The 20,332-nt window shown below is 65.6% G+C and carries 17 protein-coding genes; 11 read left to right on the top strand and 6 right to left on the bottom strand.

Annotated elements, in window-relative coordinates; all coding sequences use genetic code 11:
- Position 1 precedes the first annotated feature (1 nt).
- From GWC77_RS00190 to GWC77_RS00180, 3 genes are all read right to left on the bottom strand, one after another.
- A complete protein-coding gene (locus tag GWC77_RS00190; RefSeq protein WP_173254675.1) occupies positions 2-1,741 on the bottom strand; it encodes a formylmethanofuran dehydrogenase subunit A in 1,740 nt (579 codons plus the stop codon).
- Positions 1,738-3,177, bottom strand: a complete 1,440-nt coding sequence (locus GWC77_RS00185; protein WP_254366679.1) for a formylmethanofuran dehydrogenase — start codon at positions 3,175-3,177, stop codon at positions 1,738-1,740. Before GWC77_RS00185 ends, GWC77_RS00190 begins: the two co-directional genes overlap by 4 nt.
- A 251-nt stretch (positions 3,178-3,428) precedes the next feature.
- Positions 3,429-4,166, bottom strand: a complete 738-nt coding sequence (locus GWC77_RS00180; protein WP_173254673.1) for a HisA/HisF-related TIM barrel protein — start codon at positions 4,164-4,166, stop codon at positions 3,429-3,431.
- A 12-nt stretch (positions 4,167-4,178) separates the two neighbouring features.
- Between GWC77_RS00180 and GWC77_RS00175 the strand changes: the two genes are divergently transcribed.
- The 3 genes from GWC77_RS00175 to GWC77_RS00165 all read left to right on the top strand — a co-directional run bounded on the left by GWC77_RS00175 (position 4,179) and on the right by GWC77_RS00165 (position 7,051).
- On the top strand, positions 4,179-5,255 hold the full coding sequence (locus GWC77_RS00175; protein ID WP_173254671.1) for an ATP-grasp domain-containing protein: 1,077 nt from the start codon (positions 4,179-4,181) through the stop codon (positions 5,253-5,255).
- Entirely contained in the window at positions 5,237-6,367 is a 1,131-nt protein-coding gene (locus GWC77_RS00170; RefSeq protein WP_173254669.1) for a hydantoinase/oxoprolinase family protein, read from the top strand. The genes GWC77_RS00175 and GWC77_RS00170 overlap by 19 nt, the downstream gene beginning before the upstream one ends.
- Before the next feature lie 63 nt (positions 6,368-6,430).
- The gene (locus tag GWC77_RS00165; protein ID WP_173254667.1) at positions 6,431-7,051 is read left to right on the top strand and encodes an aspartate kinase; all 621 of its coding nucleotides are present in this window, start codon (positions 6,431-6,433) and stop codon (positions 7,049-7,051) included.
- Positions 7,052-7,125: 74 nt separating this feature from the next.
- Here GWC77_RS00165 and GWC77_RS00160 read toward each other — a convergent pair whose 3' ends face one another.
- From GWC77_RS00160 to pqqA, 3 genes are all read right to left on the bottom strand, one after another.
- On the bottom strand, positions 7,126-7,863 hold the full coding sequence (locus GWC77_RS00160; RefSeq protein WP_173254665.1) for a (5-formylfuran-3-yl)methyl phosphate synthase: 738 nt from the start codon (positions 7,861-7,863) through the stop codon (positions 7,126-7,128).
- Positions 7,864-7,890: 27 nt separating this feature from the next.
- A complete protein-coding gene (locus tag GWC77_RS00155; RefSeq protein WP_173254912.1) occupies positions 7,891-8,508 on the bottom strand; it encodes a DUF447 domain-containing protein in 618 nt (205 codons plus the stop codon).
- A 103-nt stretch (positions 8,509-8,611) separates the two neighbouring features.
- Positions 8,612-8,686, bottom strand: coding sequence for a pyrroloquinoline quinone precursor peptide PqqA (gene pqqA / locus GWC77_RS30060; RefSeq protein WP_035468154.1), 75 nt, complete (start codon positions 8,684-8,686; stop codon positions 8,612-8,614).
- Positions 8,687-9,166: 480 nt separating this feature from the next.
- Between pqqA and GWC77_RS00145 the strand changes: the two genes are divergently transcribed.
- From GWC77_RS00145 to GWC77_RS00110, 8 genes are all read left to right on the top strand, one after another.
- Complete coding sequence (locus tag GWC77_RS00145; protein WP_173254663.1) at positions 9,167-10,648, top strand: form I ribulose bisphosphate carboxylase large subunit; 1,482 nt, start codon at positions 9,167-9,169, stop codon at positions 10,646-10,648.
- A 49-nt stretch (positions 10,649-10,697) separates the two neighbouring features.
- Complete coding sequence (locus GWC77_RS00140) at positions 10,698-11,126, top strand: ribulose bisphosphate carboxylase small subunit (protein WP_173254661.1); 429 nt, start codon at positions 10,698-10,700, stop codon at positions 11,124-11,126.
- Between the two features lie 2 nt (positions 11,127-11,128).
- Positions 11,129-12,085 (top strand): CbbX protein, encoded by a 957-nt coding sequence (cbbX, locus tag GWC77_RS00135; RefSeq protein WP_254366677.1) that lies wholly within the window; start codon positions 11,129-11,131, stop codon positions 12,083-12,085.
- Positions 12,086-12,107: 22 nt separating this feature from the next.
- On the top strand, positions 12,108-13,193 hold the full coding sequence (locus tag GWC77_RS00130; RefSeq protein ID WP_173254659.1) for a class 1 fructose-bisphosphatase: 1,086 nt from the start codon (positions 12,108-12,110) through the stop codon (positions 13,191-13,193).
- Between the two features lie 72 nt (positions 13,194-13,265).
- Positions 13,266-14,138 carry a phosphoribulokinase gene (locus GWC77_RS00125; RefSeq protein WP_173254657.1) on the top strand — a complete coding sequence of 291 codons (873 nt, stop codon included), beginning with the start codon at positions 13,266-13,268 and terminating at the stop codon, positions 14,136-14,138.
- Positions 14,139-14,159: 21 nt separating this feature from the next.
- Complete coding sequence (tkt, locus tag GWC77_RS00120) at positions 14,160-16,241, top strand: transketolase (RefSeq protein ID WP_254366675.1); 2,082 nt, start codon at positions 14,160-14,162, stop codon at positions 16,239-16,241.
- A 40-nt stretch (positions 16,242-16,281) separates the two neighbouring features.
- A complete protein-coding gene (fba, locus tag GWC77_RS00115) occupies positions 16,282-17,319 on the top strand; it encodes a class II fructose-bisphosphate aldolase (RefSeq protein WP_173254655.1) in 1,038 nt (345 codons plus the stop codon).
- A gap of 1,208 nt (positions 17,320-18,527) precedes the next feature.
- Positions 18,528-20,300, top strand: coding sequence for a type III effector protein XopP (locus GWC77_RS00110; RefSeq protein ID WP_173254653.1), 1,773 nt, complete (start codon positions 18,528-18,530; stop codon positions 20,298-20,300).
- Positions 20,301-20,332: the final 32 nt, after the last annotated feature.

Below are 20,332 nucleotides of genomic sequence, written 5' to 3'. Positions count from 1 at the left end.
GTCAATGTCCGGTTTGCGCCGCGCGTGGATGCGCAAGGCATTCGACGGGCAGCAGCCGGCCGCCGCGGCAGCAGCTGCAGACCTCGTCGGCGCTGATGGCCGAGTGCGCGAAGTTCGTGGTCAGATGCCGCTCGCTAAAGGCGCGCACGGTGCGTTCGATGTCGCGATCGTATTCGGGGCTCACATAGTGGATGCCGCCGGTGGGAGCGGCGAGCAGCGTGCCGTCGCGGGCGATCAGCGTGCCGTCCTTGAATACGTAAGCCGGCCGCGAGAACATCCGCTCGCGGTCGGCTTCGTCGCGATAGACGGCGATATCGGCGGCTGCGCCCACGCCGAGGTGTCCGCGGTCGGCGAGTCCTAGCAGTTTCGCGGGTCCCGCGCGCGTGACGATCGCGATCTCATAGAGCGAGAACTCGCGTTGCAGCTCGGGCAATACGCTCGCGACCTGCGCTTCGGGATGCAGCTTGGCGAGCTGCTCCGCGCGAAACGTCCGGTCCATCAGCAATCGGATCAAGTGGGGGTAGCTCGTGAACGGGCCGCCATTCGGATGGTCGGTCGTCATCGACACGCGCCACGGATCGTCGACGAGCAGGAAGATCTCGAGTCCGATGATCCATTGCAGCGCGTTCACATAGCTTTGCTCGCGATAGCGGAACGGCACGACGCCGCAGCCTGCGTCGCATTCGATGTCGCCGAGGACCCATTTGCGCGGCTGTGCGAAGGGCGCGTTGCGCCACTGCATCATCGTATCGCCCGAGGCGGTGACGGTCTGGCCGAAGATGACCTGACCCACGTCGATCGTGACATTCGGCCGTGCATTGACGGCTTCGGCGATGGCCCGCGCGCCGGACGAGAATTTGCGCGGGCCCTCCACGCCGTAGCTGTGGAACTGGATGTGCGTCAGGTGAATCGGCAAGCCTTCGGCCGCATCCATCGTCGCGATCGTCGAAGCCACGTTGCCGGGCACGCCGAGATTGCTCGTATGAACGTGCAGCGGGTGGGGCACGCGAAGCTCGGTGAGCGCGCGCGTGAGTGTGCGCACGACATCGCGCGGCGTCACACCGTAATGGACATGCGCTTCATCGATATCGAGCGCGCGCTGATTGAATTTGAACGCCGAAATGCCGCCGGGGTTGACGACCTTCACGCCGAGCGCTTTGCTGGCGTCGATGGTCCAGCCGACGTAATCGCGGATGCGCTCCTCGTGTTCGTGCGCCGAAAGCAGCTGCATGAACAGGTCGTCGTTGCCGAGCATGACGTAGGCGCCATGATCGATGATCGGCGTGTCGCCCATCTCCAGGTGCGTGTGGCGCGCATTGCTCGGCATCATCGCGGGTTCGAACGCGGCGGTGTAGCCCATTTCGGCGTATCGATAGCCGGTCGCCAGCGTCCCCGGGGTACACGTTCCGCACGAAGGCAACCGCAGATAGCGGCCCGCCGTGTCCGGTGCCACGGCAGCGTCGATGTCCGGATGAACGCCGTCGCTCGCGATCTCGCGGCGGCGATGGTCCTCCGGCAACAGCAAGCGCGAGAGATTGGTCTTGCCCCCGCCGATATGCGAATGCAAGTCGATGCCGCCCGCCATCACGATCATGCCCGTCGCGTCGAACTCTTCATCGACGGGAGCGCCTGCCTCGTGCGCGACGATCCGCCCGTCGCGAAACACGATATCGCGGCGTTCGCCGTTCACGCCGTGCGCAGGATCGTAGAGCATGCCGCCTTTCAAGCGAATCGTCGTCATGGCTGCGCTTTCCCCGCGCTATGTGCGTCGCTTCGAGCCAGTCGGTCTGCGATGCCCGCCGCGATCGCTGCCGTCGGCGCCAGCGAGAATCCGCGCGCGGCCGTGAGCGGCGCGACGACGGTGCCGTCGAGGCGGAAGAGGTGTCCCGGCGCGTCGATGCCGGGAGTGGCCGCAGGAATGAACACTGTCGAAGCGCCGCGTGCCTTCGCTGCTTCGGCCTGCGCGGGATGGCCGATCACGATGGCCGGAATCGGCGCGGCCAGCGCATCGGGCCAGCGAGTGGGTGCGAAGGTGCTGATCCAGACCAGCGCGTCTGCGCCGCCTTGAGCGAGCAAGCGATCGGTTCGCAGGCGGTGCGCGTCGTGCTCGAGTTCGGTCTGGCCTCCAGCGCGCTCATCGTGCCCGATACGCGGTACCCGTAGCGGCAGCGGCAATCCCGAGAGCCAGGTGACGGCCTGGTTGGCCGTGAGCGCGCCGTCGTCGCCGGCGAGGGCCAGTGCACCCGCGCGCGTCGTGCGGTTGACCGCCTTGACGATGCGCTGCAGTCCTTCGATCAGCAGCGCCGGCTGCGAGCCGGGCAACGCGGCGGGTTCGTAGACGAGCACCGTATAGCGCGCAGCCGCGATGCGAGCGGTGAGCGCCCCGAGCACATCGACGGCTGCGCGCCCGTCATCGCGCAGCGTAGCGAGTGCGGCCGCCGGACGTCCTTCGGCCAGCGCAGACCAGAGCGCGACCAGATCGAAGGCGTCGAGATGCGGCAGCATGGTCTCGGTCAGCACCTTCGGCAAGCCCTTGGCCGCGGGGTCCGCCTCGCAGCCGACAAACACGAGCTCACGCGCAAATTCGGCAGCGCCCAGCGCGCGCTCGTAAAAGCGCGGGTAGTGCTCGGAGGGATGACAGCGGAAGAAGATGACCAAATCGGCACGCGAGCGGATCTCTGAAAGCGTGGTGAAGAACGCCCCGCGGTCTTGCATCACCCGCGTAGCGGTACTCATCGCGACACCATGCAGATGATCGAGCGTCGCCCCGCACGCGGCGGCCAGCGCATAGAGCTCGCGGATGCCAGCGACATCCGTGGCGAGACCGCCGAAGAGCGGCCGATGCGCGCTGGCGAGCATCTGGGCGGCGCGAGCGAGCGCCTCGTCGTGCGATGCGGGCTGCCCGTCGATCGTCGCGGCGCTGCGCGCATCGTCCGCGCGATAGCGACCGAGCGATTCGCTGAGCCGCTTGCAGGCGCCAGGCGCAGCCGTGAGCGTGCCGCCGGCCTCGACGGTGAGCGTCAGGTCGTCGCACAGCAGCGGACAGAACGGGCAGGTCCAGTCGTGCACGGTCGTCGGTGCGACCGGCCCGGCGGCGCCGGGCGCTCCAGTGCTTGAAGGATCGGGAGACGAATAGGGCATGCGGGGCCATGAAGCAAGGCCTATGCCGAGTTCCATCGCGGGGCGCCGTGCCCCGCTTCGCGTGGGCCGTTTCGATTGGGGGTTTCAGTTCGGTGCGCAAGCGAGCCGATACCGAATGCGCTCGACGCTATGCACGCCGCTTACCTGCCGCGCGCACAGGTTGTTTGCCGTTTGGGGCAGAGTGTCACAGGCCAGGCGCCGCGATGTCGTCTCGGGTTTTCGGCGCGCCTTGGCCGTTGCCGATGGCATGGAACTTGTGTATCGCACTGCCGTGGCGGCTCGGCGGTCTAGCGCTCAGCGTCGAGCCGTCCATCGTGCAGTGCCGAAGCAATCAGCCATGCCGGTGCGCCGGATTGGGCCGCCGCGTCGAGGTCGCGCCGGTCGCGGATGCCGCCGGCACCGATCACCGTCGTACCGATCGGTGCCGCGTCGCGCAGGCGCTCGAAGGTATCGAGATCGGGGCCCGCGTAGCTGCCGACCTGATCGAGCGTCATTGCGATGACGCGAGCAGGCCACGAATGTGTGCGGCGCTCGAGTTCGTTGACGGAAGCGGTAGGCGCGACGAGTTGGCCGGCGCGGTAATCGAGCGAGAGGATCGGCGCAAGGCCATCGGCAAGCGCGGCCTCGAGCGCGCCGGGTTCGCGCAGCGACTCCGTCCCGAACACGGGTATGAGCCGTGCGCGGGGGGCGGACGCCGAGCAGGTCATGGCTTCATCGATGCGGGCGAACGTTGCGCGCATCGAGTCATAGTCTGCGAAACCCGCATCGAGCCATATCTCGATGCCGGGCATCGCGGCGCGCAAGGCCGCGAGCGTGCGGGCGTGATCGCCACGCGCGAGGATTGCATCGAGATCGGCGACGTAAAGCGTGCTGGCAGCGCTTGCGGCGGCGAGCGCGGGTGCGAGGAGAAGCGGGTCGCTCGTGGCGGCGAGCGGCGAGCGGATTGGGCGGTAGTCGTCCCGACGGCCGCGCACGGCGCGCACGGCTTGGCCGCCGAGCAAGTCGAGAACCGGTATGACCAGCATGGGGTGTGTCCTTTGAGCAAGATCTTCGTGTACGAGTATCTCACCGGCGGCGGCCTCGATCCCGCGTTGGCGCGCGAGGGCGGCCTCGCCGATCTCGGCGCGTTGATCGGCGAGGGCCGGATGATGCGCGATGCGCTCGTGGGGCAACTGCGCGAGATCGACGGCCTGCAGATCACTTACGCGAGCTCGCGCTTCGAAACGCCGCGCTCCGGCACTGCGTACCGCCTGCCGAACGATGGCGAATCGATTCCCGCCTTCGTGGGCCGCCTGGCGCGCGAGCACGATTACACGTGGGTCATCGCCCCCGAATGCGACGGCTTGTTGCTCGAGCTGCACGAGGCCGTCGGGAATGAACGTTGGCTGGGCTGCTCGCGCGAGGCTATCCGGATCGCATCGAGCAAGCGCGCGACCGCTTTCCGTTTGGCCGCATCGGGCATCGCGACAACGCCGGCGCGCTCGCCCGTCGAGCCGGACGGGGCCTTGGAGGCCTCCCGGCGCAGCGACTGCGAGGCCGGCCCGTGGGTGGTCAAACCCGACGACGGCGCAGGTGCGCTCGACACATTCATCTTCGATTCGTTTCCTGCCGCATGCGCCGAATACGACTCGCGCGCGGCGGTCGGCCGAAACCCCGTGCTCCAGGCATGGGTCGACGGCGAGCCGCTGAGCCTGTCGTTGATTTGCCGCGAAGAGGGCGCCGAGCTACTCAGCATCAATCGTCAGGACATAGCGGCGACGTTGCGTCACGCGCCCGGCGCGCCGGCGCGGATCGTCGAGTTCCGCGGCGTGCGGGCGGACCAGGTCGGCCTCGGCAGCGCGCGTGGGCGCACGCTCGCCTCGCTCGCACGACGTATCGCCAACGCGATACCGGGCCTGCGCGGCTTCGTCGGCGTCGACGTCGTCTGGCACCCGGTGCGCGGTCCCGTCGTGATCGAGGTCAATCCGCGCTTGACGACCGCCTATGCGGAACTCGCCGCGACGCGCGGCCGCGGGCTGACCCAGGCGCTGCTCGCAGCACACGGTGTGAGGCTGGCGCGGTCCGCCAGCAGGGCCGTTGTCGGCGCGCTGGCCGAATGCGAGGTCCGTCCGTGAACGGCCGGGGCGTCACCGCCGGGCCCTACCCGCTCACGTTCGGCTGGGATGTCGGCGGAGCGCATCTGAAAGTCGGCGCAACCGGGACGTCCGGCGGTATCGACGATGTCGGGCAGTGGGTCTGCCCGCTATGGCAAGGCCTCGATCATCTGCATCGGGCAATCGACCTTGCCCTGGCCCGGTGGCCCGCCGCGGCCCGCCCCGATGTCCGGCACGCCGTGACGATGACCGGCGAGATGGTCGATCTGTTTGCTAGCCGAGAGGAAGGCGTGCGCGCAATCGCCGAGACGCTCACCGCACGGCTGGGCCCGCACGTGCGGTTCTACGGCGGCGATGCCGGGTGGCTCAGCGCGCAACATTGCGCCGATGCGTGGCGGCATGTGGCCTCCGCGAACTGGCTCGCAACGGCCAGTTGGCTCGCAACGCGCCTGCCCGACGCGGTGCTCGTCGATATCGGCAGCACGACGACCGACATCGTACCGATCTCGAATGGACGGGTTGTGGCTCACGCGAGAGACGATGCGGGCCGGCTAGCCACCGGCGAACTCGTGTATCAAGGCGTGGTGCGCACGCCGCTTTGTGGGCTGGCGCAACGGGTCGCGTTCGGCGGTACCTTCGTCAACGTCATGAACGAGTGGTTCGCGACGACGGCCGACGTCTACCGCCTCACCGGCGAACTCGATGCGGCGCATGACGTGCACGCGAGCGCCGACGGCGGTCCGAAGACGGAAGCGGCGAGCCGCGTGCGCCTTGCCCGCATGATCGGGCGCGATGCAAGCGAGGCGAGCGACGCCGACTGGCTACGCTTCGCGCTCAGGTGGCGCACGCTGCAGCTGGCGCAAACCGGTATCAACCTCGAGCGCGTCGAGGGCCACCACGACGGGCTCGCATCGGCGCCGCTCGTCGGGGCTGGATGTGGGCGCTTCCTGGTCGCGGCGCTGGCGCGCGAGCGCGGCCGCCCGTACGTCGATATCGGCGCGCTGACGGGCGCATCGGGCCAGTGCGGCGACTGGGCCGCCACCTGCGCGCCGAGCGTGGCGCTCGCGTTACTGGCGGCCCGCGCCTCGCCGTTCGACGCAAGCGCGCCGAGCGTGGCGGCGCGTCGTACCTGACGCGAACACCGGCGCACCGGGGCGGGACATGTACAAACGGCAATCATCGATGCGAGGAAGATCATGTGGGTGGTCAAGATCGGGGGAAGCCTCAGTCACGACCCGGTGCTACGCGGCTGGCTGACGGAGCTCGCCGAGGTGGGCGGTGGCCGGGTCGTGATCGTGCCGGGCGGCGGCGATTTCGCCGACAAGGTGCAGCAATACCAGGCCGAATGGCGTTTCGGCGATCTTGCCGCTCACAACATGTGTTTGCTGGCGATGACGCAGTACGCACTGATGATGCAGGGGCTTTTGCCCGAGCTCGTGCTGGCCTCGAGCGAGGCGAAGGTCCGCCGCGCGCTGCGCGACGGCCGCGTGGCGATCTGGGTCCCGACCGCACTGATGCGCGACGAGCCCGATGCGATGAGCAACTGGGATACGACTTCGGACAGCCTTGCGGCGTGGCTGTCGACGATGCTCAACGCGGAGCGCCTGATCGTGGTGAAGTCCTGCCCGATCGAGCTTGGCGAGCCGATCGAATCGCTCGCCTCGAGCGGTGTCGTCGATCGGCGGTTCCTCGGTTACGTCAAGGATGCCAACTACCTGGTGGAGTTTTTCAACAAGGACGACATCGAACGCGTCCATGAGCGGCTGCTGAACCTGCCGGCCGCGTGGGCCGCGGACCGCGTCGGCGGCGCGGCCTGAGGACGGGTGTCGCACGCGGCGCGCCGTCAACCAAGCCGGCCGGCATTTCGCCGGCTCGATCGTGCGCGATCCGCTCAGGCGTGCGGAGCGGGCCTCGGCGCGTCGTCGGATGTCCCTTCGGCTAGCGTCGCAGCGGGCCGATGCAGCGCCTGCGCCCATTGCGTCACCCGCTGCGGATCGAGCGACGAGCCGCGTCCGTCCACGCACAGCGCACCGCGAAAGCCCGCGATATCGGGCGCGAGCGCGCGAATGCGCTCGAGTTGCGCCCAGCCGAGCGATCCGGCGATGCCGCTCATCGCGCCTTGCTTGCGCGCGAGCCCGAGCCAGTGCCCGAGCGTCTGTTCATCGACATGATCGAACAGCGTGCGCCCGTCTTTGGCCGCCGTGTCGAACATGACGCCGACGAATCCGAGCGACGCCGCATGCGAGACGAGCGCGGCATCGACGCCGGCATCGGCGAGCAGCACCGGTACCACGGCGGCCGGCAGGCTCGCGAGTGCTTCGAGGCACCGCGCAGCAGCAGCGCCCGGCGTCACCCCGACCTTGACGTAGTCGACCCCGGCCGCGCTCACGTCCATGACGCGCGCGGCCATTTCGTCGACGTCCTCGCTATCGATGTCGCCGATCGTCGCGCTGATCGGCTTCACCGCATACTGCGCGCGCAGCGCGGCGGCAATCCTGCCGATCTGCGCGATGGGCAAACCGCCGAGCGCACCGGAGCGCGGCTCCTTGAGATCGATGAGTTCGGCGCCGGCGTGAGCGGCGGCAAGCGCCTCTTGTTCCGAGCGAACGCTCGCAAGCAATGCGGTCATACAAACTCTCCAGGGTGAGTGTGGATGTCAATGATGGGCGCGCCCGCCCAGCGGTGTATCGACTGGAGCGGGTGTTACGCCCACGGAAGCGGTGACGCGATGGCGCGCGATGGCCGCGACCAGCCAGCTCCAGGCGGTGCGCTCGCGCTCGCCGGCCGTTTTGTCGATGGCGATCTGCAGGTAGGCCATTTCGCGATCGACCTTGTCCGCAGGCAGCATGAACAAGCGGCTCACGAGCACGGCGCCTTCGATGACGGCCGCCTGCGCGCGGTTGAATCCCGCGAAGGCCTCGTGCTGCTCCTGGTGCACGGGTTTCATGCGCAGCATGGGGCGCTGAGCGTCGTCTTCGATGCGTTCGAGTTCGAGTTCCGTGTGCGCGAGCGATTCGGCAAGACGCACGGTCGCGACGCGCGTGGCCGCGATCGTCGGCCAATCCGTCGCGCAATGCGTGACGCAGCCGGCGAAGATGCGGACATCGGTGGTGAAGTTGAGAACGGCCGCACGCGTGGCGACGATGTTATCGAGCGTGGCGGACGGCCGAAATGGGGAAAGAACAGCGAAGCCGTCCTCGTAGCGTACCCCCATCGGGGCAATGTGGGGCCGGCCGTCGGGCGCCGCAGTGGTAACGATCGTCTCGAAGATCATGGCGGAGGTCATCACGGTGCACCGTGCCGATCGGCCGGCCGGGTTTTACGAAGGGACAGCGGGCTCCGGCGAAGGGGCCGCACGACGCGGCCCGCGCTTGGACTTAACGAGTCGCGATATACATCGTGATTTCGAAGCCGAAACGCATGTCGGAGTAGCTAGGTGTCGTCCATTGCATCGAAAGTCCCTCCATTCGGTCTTTGAGAAGTGCCGCCGGCGGGCCCGGCAGGTTGCCGGGGGTCGAGCGGCGAGCGTCGGTCACGCAAGCTTCGTGCCGAGGCGCGAAGCCGCATGGACCTGCGCACAGGGTGCGGTTCATTCGACTCGCATGACGTGCGTGCAACCAGTATGACAGGCGATAGGCGGGTTTGCACGGTTTAGCGTAATACGCGCGGTGTGACGAAAACGCAGCAAAGTGTTTCACGCGTGGCCGATTGGAACATCGCCTGTTACAGCCCGTTCCGAAACGGGACAGTGCTGGATGAACCGATCGACGCATATCACGCAATCGCACTTCGTCATCCGCAATCGATAACGCATCGCTTAATGCTCGCGAATGAAATCGTGATTTCCCAACACATGCGTGCTCCCCTAGAGTGCAACTCAAGCGCTTGGCCACTCGCTGCAAAGCGCGCCGAGTCAAATTCGAGGACACGTCATGAACGATTTCAGCAAGGCAGCCGTCGAGCCGGCACGCACTCCGCGCGAGCGATATGCCGCCGGCGTGATGAAGTACCGCGAAATGGGCTACTGGCAGCCGGACTACACACCGAAGGATACGGATGTCATCGCGATGTTTCGAATCACGCCGCAAGCGGGCGTGGAGCCCGAGGAAGCGGCGGCCGCCGTGGCCGGCGAATCGTCGACGGCGACCTGGACCGTGGTGTGGACCGACCGGCTGACCGCATGCGACATGTATCGTGCGAAGGCGTATCGGATCGAGCCCGTGCCGGGAGCGAGCCACGGCGATCCGCAGTACTTCGCCTATATCGCCTACGAGCTCGATCTGTTCGAGGAAGGGTCCGTGGCGAACCTCACGGCTTCGATCATCGGCAACGTCTTCGGCTTCAAGCCGCTCAAGGCGCTGCGTCTCGAAGACATGCGCATCCCGGTGGCTTATCTGAAGACGTTTCAGGGCCCGCCCACGGGTATCGTCGTGGAGCGCGAGCGGCTCGACAAATACGGGCGGCCGTTGCTCGGGGCGACCGTGAAGCCGAAGCTCGGCCTGTCCGGCAAGAACTATGGGCGTGTCGTCTATGAAGGCCTCAGAGGCGGGCTCGACTTCCTGAAGGATGACGAGAACATCAACTCGCAGGCCTTCATGCACTGGCGCGACCGTTTTCTCTTCGCGATGGAAGCCGTCAATCGGGCGCAAGCCGAGACCGGCGAAGTGAAGGGCCATTACCTGAACGTGACGGCCGGCACGATGGAAGACATGTACGAGCGGGCCGAATTCGCGAAGGAACTCGGGTCTTGCATCGTCATGATCGACCTCGTGATCGGCTGGACCGCGATTCAATCGATGTCGAAATGGGCACGGCGCAACGACATGATCCTGCATCTCCATCGCGCCGGCCACGGCACTTATACGCGGCAACGCAATCACGGCATCTCGTTTCGCGTGATTGCCAAGTGGCTGCGCATGGCCGGTGTCGATCATGCCCATGCGGGCACGGCCGTCGGCAAGCTCGAAGGCGATCCGCTTTCGGTACAGGGGTATTACAACGTGTGTCGAGAGGCGCGCAACGAAGTGGACCTGTCGCGCGGTCTTTTCTTCGATCAACCCTGGGCGGGCTTGCGCAAAGTGATGCCGGTGGCATCTGGCGGGATTCATGCAGGGCAGATGCATCAGCTGCTCGATTTGTTCGGCGACGACGCGATTCTTCAGTTCGGCGGCGGCACGATCGGGCATCCGGCCGGTATCCAGGCCGGGGCCACGGCGAATCGGGTGGCCCTCGAAGCGATGGTGAAGGCGCGCAACGAAGGGCGCGACATTGCCAACGAGGGGCCCGACATCCTGGAGGCGGCGGCGCGCTTTTGCACGCCGCTCAAACAGGCGCTCGATACGTGGAAGGACGTGACATTCAACTACGCATCGACCGATACGCCCGATTATGCGGTCACGCCGAGCGTGGCGTAAGAGCGATCAACCCACGCGAAATCACCGCGAACCAACGAGAGGTTTTGTCATGCGAATCACGCAAGGGACGTTTTCCTTCCTGCCCGATCTGACCGACGAGGAGATCCGCCTGCAGATCGACTATGCCCTCAGTCAGGGCTGGGCCTGCTCGGTCGAGTTTACCGACGACCCTCATCCTCGCAACACGTACTGGGAAATGTGGGGTCTGCCGATGTTCGATCTGCGCGACGCGGCCGGCGCCATGCAGGAAGTGCGCGCCTGTCGCACCACCTATCCCGATCACTACATCAAGGTGAACGCCTTCGATTCGACGCGCGGTTTCGAGACCATGCGGATGTCGTTCATCGTCAATCGCCCCGCCGTGGAGCCGGGCTTCCGTCTGACGCGGACCGAGGATCGCAGCCGCATTCAGCGCTACAGCACGACGAGCTACGCGAGCAATGCGCCCGAGGGTCAGCGCTACGGTGCGAAGGGCTGACGATGGACTGGGCCCAAAGCGTCGATCTTGCCGGTCTTTATCGCGATTCCGGCATTGCGGCGGTGCTCGACGAACTCGATCGCGATCTCGTCGGCCTGCTTCCGGTCAAGACGCGCATTCGCGAAATCGCGGCGCTGCTCATCGTCGAGCGGGCCCGCTCGCAACTCGATCTCGCGAGCGGCGCGCCCACGCTGCACATGTGTTTTTCGGGCAACCCCGGCACCGGCAAGACGACAGTCGCCCTGCGCATGGCCGAGGTGCTGCATCGGCTCGGTTATATCCGTCGCAACCATCTCGTCTCGGTGACGCGCGACGATCTCGTCGGTCAATACATCGGACATACCGCGCCGAAAACGCGCGATGTCCTCAAGCGGGCAATGGGCGGCGTGCTGTTCATCGACGAGGCGTACTACCTCTATCGTCCGGAAAACGAGCGCGACTACGGTCAGGAGGCCATCGAGATTCTATTGCAGACGATGGAAAACCAGCGCGACGATCTCGTCGTGATCCTGGCCGGTTACACGTCGCGTATGGAGACGTTCTTTCAGAGCAACCCGGGATTCCGTTCGCGCATCGCCCATCACATCGAGTTCCCGGACTACGAGCAAGGCGAGCTGGTCCAGATCGCCGAGCGCATGCTCGACGGCATGCATTACGCGTTCGATGCCGATGCACGCGAAGCGTTCGCCGAGTACATCGCGCGACGCACGCGCCAGCCGAATTTCGCCAATGCGCGCTCGGTGCGCAACGCGCTCGACCGCGCGCGGCTGCGCCAGGCCCGGCGTTTGTTCGCACGCGCGATTGCGGGCGGCGCGCCCATCGATACGGCAGCGCTCATGCGCATCACGAGCGAGGACATCCGCGCGAGTCGCGTCTTCGACGAAAGCGTCGCAGGCTCGCTGCCCAATGGCGTCTCGCACCAGCCGCATGCGGGTACGTCGCCGCCCGGCCCGATTTAGAAACGATGTCAAGGAGAGCGCCATGCAGGACGGACGTACGACCCTTTCGAAGTTCCTGATCGACACGCTCGATCGGCAGCCGTCGCCCGTGGCGGCCGCTGGGCTCTCGGCCTTGCTGATCGATGTCGCCGCGGCGATCAAGACGATTTCGTCGGCGCTCACGCGCGGCGCGCTCGGCGGCAATTACGGATCCGCACAGTCGGTCAATACGCACGGCGAGGAGCAGAAGAAGCTCGATATCGCCACCAACGAGATTTTTGTCCAGCATTGCGAGTGGGACGGTCTGCTCGCGGCGATGGTCTCGGAGGAAATGGAGACAGTCTATGCGATCCCATCCGAATACCCGCGTGGCGAGTATCTGCTCGCGTTCGATCCGCTCGATGGATCGTCGAACATCGATATCAACGGCGTCGTGGGTTCGATCTTCTCGGTCCTGCGTTGCACGGACGGGCAAAGCGGCGAGACCGGGTTCCTGCGCCCGGGCCACGAGCAGGTCGCGGCCGGCTATGCGATCTACGGACCCTCGACGATGCTCGTTCTCTCGGTTGGCAACGGGACGCACGGCTTCACGCTCGAGCGCGATGTCGGCAATTTCGTGCTCACGCATTCGGACATTCGCATTCCCGAGGAGACGAGCGAATTCGCGATCAACGCATCGAACGAGCGGTTCTGGGAGGACCCGGTGCGCCGGTACGTTCAGGAATGCAAGGACGGGCGCACCGGCTGCCGCGAGCGCGATTTCAACATGCGCTGGATTGCGTCGATGGTCGCGGAGGTCCATCGGATCCTGATGCGCGGCGGCGTCTTCATGTATCCGCGCGACTTCAAGACCCCCGGCGTCGCGGGGCGCCTGAGATTGCTTTACGAGGCCAACCCGATGAGCTTTCTCATCGAGCAGGCGGGCGGCTCGGCGATCACCGGACGCGAGCGCATTCTCGACGTGAAGCCGCGCGCGCTGCACGAGCGTGTGCCCGTGATCCTGGGCTCACGCAATGAAGTCGAGCGCATCGGCCGCTATCACCGCGAGTTCGATCGCGGTGAGGACAAGCCATACACGTCTCCACTTTTTCAGCCGCGTTCGCTTTTTTTGCCTGAGACGCCGGCTTGATGCGTTTTCGCGGCGTTTTCGCCGCGGGTTTCGCGCTTGCAGCAAGATTAAAACGACTTCCCGGAGACACGCATGTCCGTCAAGCACCCGATCATTGCCGTGACCGGCTCGAGCGGCGCCGGTACGACAACCGTCATGAAGAGCTTTACGCATATCTTTCGACGTGAGCGCATCAACGCGCAAATCGTCGAAGGCGATGCGTTTCATCGCTACGATCGCGCCGGTATGCGCGATGCGATGCAGCAGCGCGAGCGCGACGGTGTCATGAATTTCAGCCATTTCGGCCCCGAGGCGAATCTGCTCGAAGAGCTCGAGGCGCTTTTTTCGAGCTATGCCGGAGACGGCACGGGACGGTACCGGCATTACGTCCACGACGAGAAGGAATCGGCCGTTTATCAGCAGCCGGCCGGTACGTTTACGCCGTGGAAGGACGTGGATCCCGCGAGCGATCTGCTCTTTTACGAAGGACTGCATGGCGCGGCCGTGACGGGGACAATCGACATCGCGCGTCATGCGGATCTGCTCGTGGGCGTGGTGCCGATCATCAACCTCGAGTGGATCCAGAAGCTGCATCGCGACCAGACGATGCGGGGCTATTCGCATGAAGCGGTGGTCGACACGATCCTTCGCCGCATGCCCGATTACGTGAACTACATCTGCCCGCAGTTCTCGCGCACGCACGTCAATTTTCAGCGCGTGCCAACTGTCGACACCTCCAACCCGTTCACCGCGCGCGAGATTCCGCAGCCCGACGAGAGCTTCGTCGTGATCCGCTTCGCGCGGCCCAAGGGAATCGACTTCCAATATCTGCTCACGATGCTGCACGACTCGTTCATGTCGCGTCCGAACGTGATCGTGGTACCGGGCGGCAAGATGGGGCTTGCGATGCAACTCATCTTCACGCCGATGATTCTGCAATTGATGGATCGCCGCGCGCGCGCCTGACGCCAGGAGGGACGACCGATCATGAACGCTGCAGCCCAAGCTCAACCCGCTGAAGGCAACGCCACCGCGCTGATGGCGAACGCCTTGCGCATGCTCGCAATCGATGCGGTCCAGCAAGCCAACTCCGGCCACCCGGGTATGCCGCTCGGCATGGCGGAAATCGCAGTCGCGCTGTGGGACCGTCATCTGAAGCACAACCCGCGCAATCCGTCGTGGCCAGACCGCGATCGCTTCGTGCTCTCGAACGGCCACGGCTCGATGTTGCTCTATGCGCTGCTGCATTTGACCGGCTATGCGTTGCCGCTCGACGAGCTGCGACGCTTCAGGCAACTGCACAGCAAGACGCCGGGACATCCGGAGGTGGGCGTGACGCCGGGCGTCGAAACGACGACGGGCCCGCTCGGGCAGGGTCTCGCGAACGCCGTCGGGATGGCGCTCGCCGAGGCGCTGCTCGCGCGCGAGTTCAATCGGCCCGGGCATCGCATCGTCGATCACTATACCTATGCGTTCGTCGGCGACGGGTGCCTGATGGAAGGCATTTCGCACGAGGCATGCTCGCTCGCGGGTACGCTGAGGCTCGACAAGCTGATCGTGCTTTACGACGACAACGGCATTTCGATCGATGGGCATGTCGAAGGCTGGTTCGCCGACGATACACCGGCGCGATTCGCCGCTTACGGATGGCATGTCGTGCGCGATGTCGACGGGCACGATGTCGATGCGGTCGATCGCGCGATCGTCGAAGCGCGCGCCGCGGGACGTCCGACGCTGATCGGTTGCAAGACGGTGATCGGGCACGGCTCGCCGACCAAGGCCGGCACGCACGAGGTGCATGGCGCGCCGCTGGGCGCGGCAGAAATTGCCGCAATGCGAGCGGCGCTGAATTGGCCGCACGCACCGTTCGTCGTGCCGGACGAGGTCCGTTCGTCATGGGATGCAACGATGCGCGGCGCGCAGGCCGAAGCGCAATGGACGCAGCGGTTTGCCGCCTATCGCCGGGAGTATCCGCGCGAAGCCGCGGAGTTCGAGCGGCGCATGAGCGGTGCATTGCCGGAAAGCTGGACTGCGGCTGCGCGGATGATGGTGCGCACGGCCAACGACGCCGCGCAATCCGTGGCGACGCGCAAAGCGTCTCAGCTTGCCATCGGCGCGTTGGCTGCCGCTTTGCCGGAGCTGCTCGGCGGCTCCGCCGACCTGACGGGCTCGAATCTCACCGACTGGGCGGCTGCGGTCGAGATCGGAGCGGACGACGGCGGCCTGCGTGGCGGCAACTATCTGCACTTCGGTGTACGCGAGTTCGGCATGAGTGCGGTCATGAATGGCATCGCACTGCATCGCGGGTATCTGCCGTTCGGCGGCACGTTCCTCACATTCTCGGATTACGCACGCAACGCCTTGCGCATGGCCGCGTTGATGAAGACACGCTCGATCTTCGTTTTCACGCACGATTCGATCGGTCTCGGCGAGGACGGACCGACGCATCAATCCGTCGAGCACGCGGCGAGCCTGCGACTCATTCCCGGACTCGACGTGTGGCGGCCTTGCGACACGGTGGAAACAGCGCAGGCGTGGGTTGCTTCGATCGAGCGGCAAGGACCGTCGTGTTTGCTGTTGAGCCGCCAGACGCTCCCGTTCGTGCCGCGGACCGAGGCGCAGATCGACGCCATCGAGCGTGGCGGTTATGTATTGCGGGACTGGTATGAAGAAGCGGGCGCCAGCCCGGCGCGGCAGGCGCCCCGGCGCGTGGTGCTCATTGCAACGGGCTCCGAAGTGGCGCTTGCGCTCGCGGCTATCGAGCCGCTCGCGGCGCAAGGCATTGCCGCGCGCGTCGTATCGATGCCGTCCACCACGGTGTTCGACAAGCAGCCTGCGTCGTACCGCGAAAGCGTGCTGCCGCGCGATGTGCCGCGCGTCGCGGTGGAAGCGGGCGTCACCGCGTTCTGGCGTCAGTACGTCGGGCTCGACGGCGAGACGGTCGGCATCGACAGCTTCGGCGAGTCCGCGCCAGCCGCCGATCTTTTTGTGCATTTCAATTTGACGACGCAAGCGGTTGTCGACGCGGCATGTCGTGCTGTGTCGCACGCGCGCGGCGCTAGCTGCTGACGGTTTCGATCGATTCTGAACTTTGGGAAGGAGCCCGACCATGGCATTCATCGCATTGCGCCAATTGCTCGATCACGCGGCCGAGCACGGCTACGGCGTGCCGGCGTTCAACGTCAACAACATGGAGCAGATCCACGCGATCATGCAAGCCGCGGAGGCGACGGCGAGCCCCGTCATTCTGCAGGCGTCGGCGGGCGCGCGCAAATATGCGGGCGAGCCTTATTTGCGGCATCTCGTGCTGGCTGCCGTGGAAGCGCATCCCGACATTCCCGTCGTGCTGCATCAGGATCATGGCGCGAGCCCGTCGGTTTGTCAGCAGGCGATTCGCTCGGGGTTTACTTCGGTGATGATGGACGGCTCGCTGATGCCGGATCAGAAAACCCCTGCGCAATACACGTACAACGTCGAAGTGAGCCGGCGAGTGGTCGATGCGGCGCATGCGGTGGGCGTCTCGGTGGAGGGCGAACTGGGCTGCCTCGGTTCGTTGGAAACCGGGCAGGCGGGCGAGGAGGATGGCGTGGGCGCCGAAGGTAAGCTCTCGCGCGATGAATTGCTGACCGATCCCGAGGAGGCGCGCGCGTTCGTCGAGGCAACGGGCGTCGATGCGCTGGCGATTGCCATTGGCACCTCGCACGGTGCCTACAAGTTCACGCGCGAGCCGACGGGCGATATCCTCGCGATCGATCGGATCGCCGAGATTCATGCGCGCATTCCGAACACGCACCTCGTGATGCATGGGTCGTCGTCGGTGCCGCAGGAGTGGCTTCAAACGATTCGCGACTACGGCGGAGAGATCCCGTCGACGTTCGGCGTGCCTGTCGAGGAAATTCGCCGAGGCATCGCGCATGGTGTACGCAAGGTCAATATCGATACGGACATTCGGCTGGCGATGACGGGCGCGATGCGCAAGTCGTTTGCGCAGTCTCGCTCGGAGTTCGATCCGCGCGCCGCGCTGAAGGCGGCGACGGCGGCGGCGAAAGGCATTTGCATCGAGCGTTTCGAAGCGTTCGGCTGCGCGGGGCAGGCGGCGCGCATCAAGCCGTTGCCGCTCGATGCAATGGCCAGGCGCTATCACTGACTGCTTGCCGCGGCGTCAAGTCTTGCGTGTCCGGCGTCGGGCGGCCCGGACGCGTGAGACTGCCGCGGCGGCAGCCCTACGGGGTGCGATTGCCTCGTAGGCTGCCTTATCGTCCGTCGGGCGGACGTCGCTCGCCGCGCGCAGGCTTATCACTGTCTGCGCATTATCAGATTGCGGCATGCCGTGTGCCGCGAGTTCGCCGCGCCAGCGATGACCTCCGCTGCGGGCAACCGCAGGTCGTCGAGCTTATGCTCACCGGGCAGCATGGGGAGGACGAGACGCCATTTGGCGGCTATTTTTGCGGGAATAGTGGATAATTTTACCCAAAAAAACGCTTTATATTCAAGGATATGTTAGTGGTACGAGAAAATCGTGGCGAGTCTTGTGGCGACTAAGGTGGCGCGAGTTTCGAGCGCCAACACGCCCCAAATCCACACTTCTTCATCGTCGCCCCCAGGCGCACGCCACACCGAAACCTTCCTCGGCCCGGTCCACCGCGCAGCCCCAACCGAGCACCTCGTCCCGACTGAACCGCTTGCCCAACTGCCACGCAATCTCCGTGTGTCCCAAACTGTGGCCGCCTTCGCGCGAGGCGCCATTCTTTCGCCGTTGATCGTCGAGTCGCGCAGAGCACATTGACATAGTGCTCTGTTTCGAGGCGCACCGAGTCTGAGATGGCACCGCACATTTATTCATAAGGGTGGTGTCTTGGGCCCCGGCAGCGCGACGGACAGTATCGAAGGAATACCATGACAGGCGGACGCGTCAGCGAAGGCGGCATTGGAAAATCGGTCGGGCCGGCCCATTCGGCAACGAATTGTGCGCCTGCCCCGACGGGCGCGGTTGAAGGCGCAAGCCCGCGGGCGAGTGCGCACCCGGCCTCACAGTCCGCGCAGTTCGCAGCGCTTGCCACCCGAGCGTCGAGCTCCCGGCCACCCGCCGAACCGCCGGTCCGGCCGCCGCGCAACGCCATGTTGCCGCGGTCGACTACGACGTCTGCAACTGCCGATCCGGGCGATGTCCTGAATCATGCATTGAACCGCGGCCGTACCTGGAAGCAGTTGCTTGCCGCCGAGCATGGGGAAGGAGGGGACGTGGATCCAGGGTACAGGATCAGCCCCGAGCAGAAGGTGAAGCTCGCGCTCCCCATCATGGAATCCGCCCGCGAAGGGCTCCGCGCGCTCTCTTCTTTGAGAATACAAGGGAGGGTGAGCGCGGCCGACGCCGTCGAACACGAGAGCGTGCTGTGGATGCTGTTGTCGGCGGCGGCGTCATCGGGCTTCGTGGGTCGCGAAGACATGCTGGACGCGAGGTGGCAGCGGGACATCGGGTTGCAGGTGGACCCCCGGGTTTCCGCCGTCTTGCGCGTTGCGTGGCGCGGCGAGAACCAGGATCTCGGCGAATGGGTCGGGATATCGAATGAGCTGGGCCTGTATCGTGCGGCCATGGACGACATGGTGCAGCGCATGCGAGCCCCGGAGGCGCCGAGAAAACTCAAGGAAAAGCTCAAAAGCTTGCTGCCGGCCATCGTCTCTCAACAGTCATTGTGCGCGAGCGCGACGCAGTCCGTGCGCAGCGTGCTTATCGCCATCCATAGCGACCGATTGGCGAAGTTGGCCGTAGAGCGAGGGCTGACAGACGTCGCCTCGCGTGTGGATGAACTGAGGGAGGCCTCCCGCTATCGGGGTGACGAAGTCGGTGCGGCCTTTACGGCGTTGAACGAGACAGTCTGTCAGGCGGTGTTGGGTGCGCGCGTCGGCAGCGCCCCGGTGCCCGCCGAAGAGCTGAACAGGCACAAGGCGTTGCTCGAGGAATACGTCGATCGATACGATCGGGTCGGGTTGAACCTTTGTCTCGATGTCGCCGCCAGTATCGAAATGGACGATGCCGGTATTGAACAGAGCGACGCTGGCGAAATCTGGCGCGCTATGCTCGACACGGCTGACGTGGTTGCTGAGTACAAGGCGTGCGTGATGGATTTATGCGAAACCGTCCGTTCGAGCATCCCCCCGCGAAGCGCCATGCTCACGGCGCCGGTAGTTGCATCGCCGGCCCGCGCGGCGCCCTCACGGTCGATGCCCAAGCGCCGCAAACCGGGCAAGCGCGCGGCTGCCCCGTCCGCTACCGCGCTGGCACCGCCAGCCGCGCCTGTCGACTCGCGCACGCCGGCGCAACGGAACGCCGACGCACTGTTGAAACGCTGGCCCGTCGATCTTGCGACGACGAAGCGACTCGATGCGGACGTCATCGCGGTTGGGCGTACACTGGGTAAAGACACGAGTACGGCCGAGAAGCTGCTGAACGACGCCCGCTACGACGCCGTGCGAGTTGCCGATTTCCTCACAGCGTCGGCACGAGACTGGTTCGGCGAAAGCGATCGTGTGCGTCAAGTGCAAGCGTCGCTGAGCGAGCGCGACGACGGCGACCGGATCGCACAACTGGCAGACCGTCTGGACGCGCTGAAGCTGATCGAGCAAAACATCAAAATGCTCGAAGCCGATGCACTGAAGCGAGATCCCTTGCCCCGAGCGACACACCTGAGCCGGCTGCTGAGCAGCGAGGAAATCGCCAGTGTGGGCGCGCCGGTCCGGCTACAGTCCGCGGGCGATACCGGCGAATCAGGCGAATTGTTCGAGATCGCTATCCGGCCCAAACGGCTTTCCGATGGTCGGCATGCCGCGCCTTGGTTCGTGCATTTGCATACATCGGAGCCAGTGGCGAGCCAGGCGTTGTTCACGATGGAGTTCGGCGTTTTTACGGCAGTTCACTTGAAGACGGCCGCGCAGAAGAAGCTCGGGCGCAACTGGGAGGAGGCGATGCGCGCGTGGGGCCATACCGAAGCCAAGGTGCATCGCGCTGCTATCGGCCCGGCGTTGCTTCAGGAGTTGTTCGCACGGGTGAGGCCATCGATGGAAGATGTCACAGAGGCGGCAACATCATCGATGCCGCGGGCTCGCGAGCCCGGCGCAAGCGCCGGCTAGTCCCCGAAACCAAGACGGATGCGACGCGCGAA

The sequence above is a fragment of the Paraburkholderia sp. NMBU_R16 genome (assembly GCF_013282575.1).
Lineage (GTDB): Bacteria > Pseudomonadota > Gammaproteobacteria > Burkholderiales > Burkholderiaceae > Trinickia.
This window is presented reverse-complemented; position numbering and strand designations above follow the sequence as displayed.

Coding starts and splice junctions, on each gene's coding strand:
- GWC77_RS00180 (WP_173254673.1), bottom strand. CDS start 4,166: ATGCTGGTCATACCGGTTCTCGACTTGCTCGGCGGCCAAGCCGTGCGC.
- fba (WP_173254655.1), top strand. CDS start 16,282: ATGGCATTCATCGCATTGCGCCAATTGCTCGATCACGCGGCCGAGCAC.
- GWC77_RS00185 (WP_254366679.1), bottom strand. CDS start 3,177: ATGGAACTCGGCATAGGCCTTGCTTCATGGCCCCGCATGCCCTATTCG.
- cbbX (WP_254366677.1), top strand. CDS start 11,129: ATGGACTGGGCCCAAAGCGTCGATCTTGCCGGTCTTTATCGCGATTCC.
- GWC77_RS00130 (WP_173254659.1), top strand. CDS start 12,108: ATGCAGGACGGACGTACGACCCTTTCGAAGTTCCTGATCGACACGCTC.
- GWC77_RS00155 (WP_173254912.1), bottom strand. CDS start 8,508: ATGATCTTCGAGACGATCGTTACCACTGCGGCGCCCGACGGCCGGCCC.
- tkt (WP_254366675.1), top strand. CDS start 14,160: ATGAACGCTGCAGCCCAAGCTCAACCCGCTGAAGGCAACGCCACCGCG.
- GWC77_RS00170 (WP_173254669.1), top strand. CDS start 5,237: ATGCGAGGTCCGTCCGTGAACGGCCGGGGCGTCACCGCCGGGCCCTAC.
- GWC77_RS00140 (WP_173254661.1), top strand. CDS start 10,698: ATGCGAATCACGCAAGGGACGTTTTCCTTCCTGCCCGATCTGACCGAC.
- GWC77_RS00145 (WP_173254663.1), top strand. CDS start 9,167: ATGAACGATTTCAGCAAGGCAGCCGTCGAGCCGGCACGCACTCCGCGC.
- GWC77_RS00165 (WP_173254667.1), top strand. CDS start 6,431: ATGTGGGTGGTCAAGATCGGGGGAAGCCTCAGTCACGACCCGGTGCTA.
- GWC77_RS00190 (WP_173254675.1), bottom strand. CDS start 1,741: ATGACGACGATTCGCTTGAAAGGCGGCATGCTCTACGATCCTGCGCAC.
- GWC77_RS00160 (WP_173254665.1), bottom strand. CDS start 7,863: ATGACCGCATTGCTTGCGAGCGTTCGCTCGGAACAAGAGGCGCTTGCC.
- GWC77_RS00125 (WP_173254657.1), top strand. CDS start 13,266: ATGTCCGTCAAGCACCCGATCATTGCCGTGACCGGCTCGAGCGGCGCC.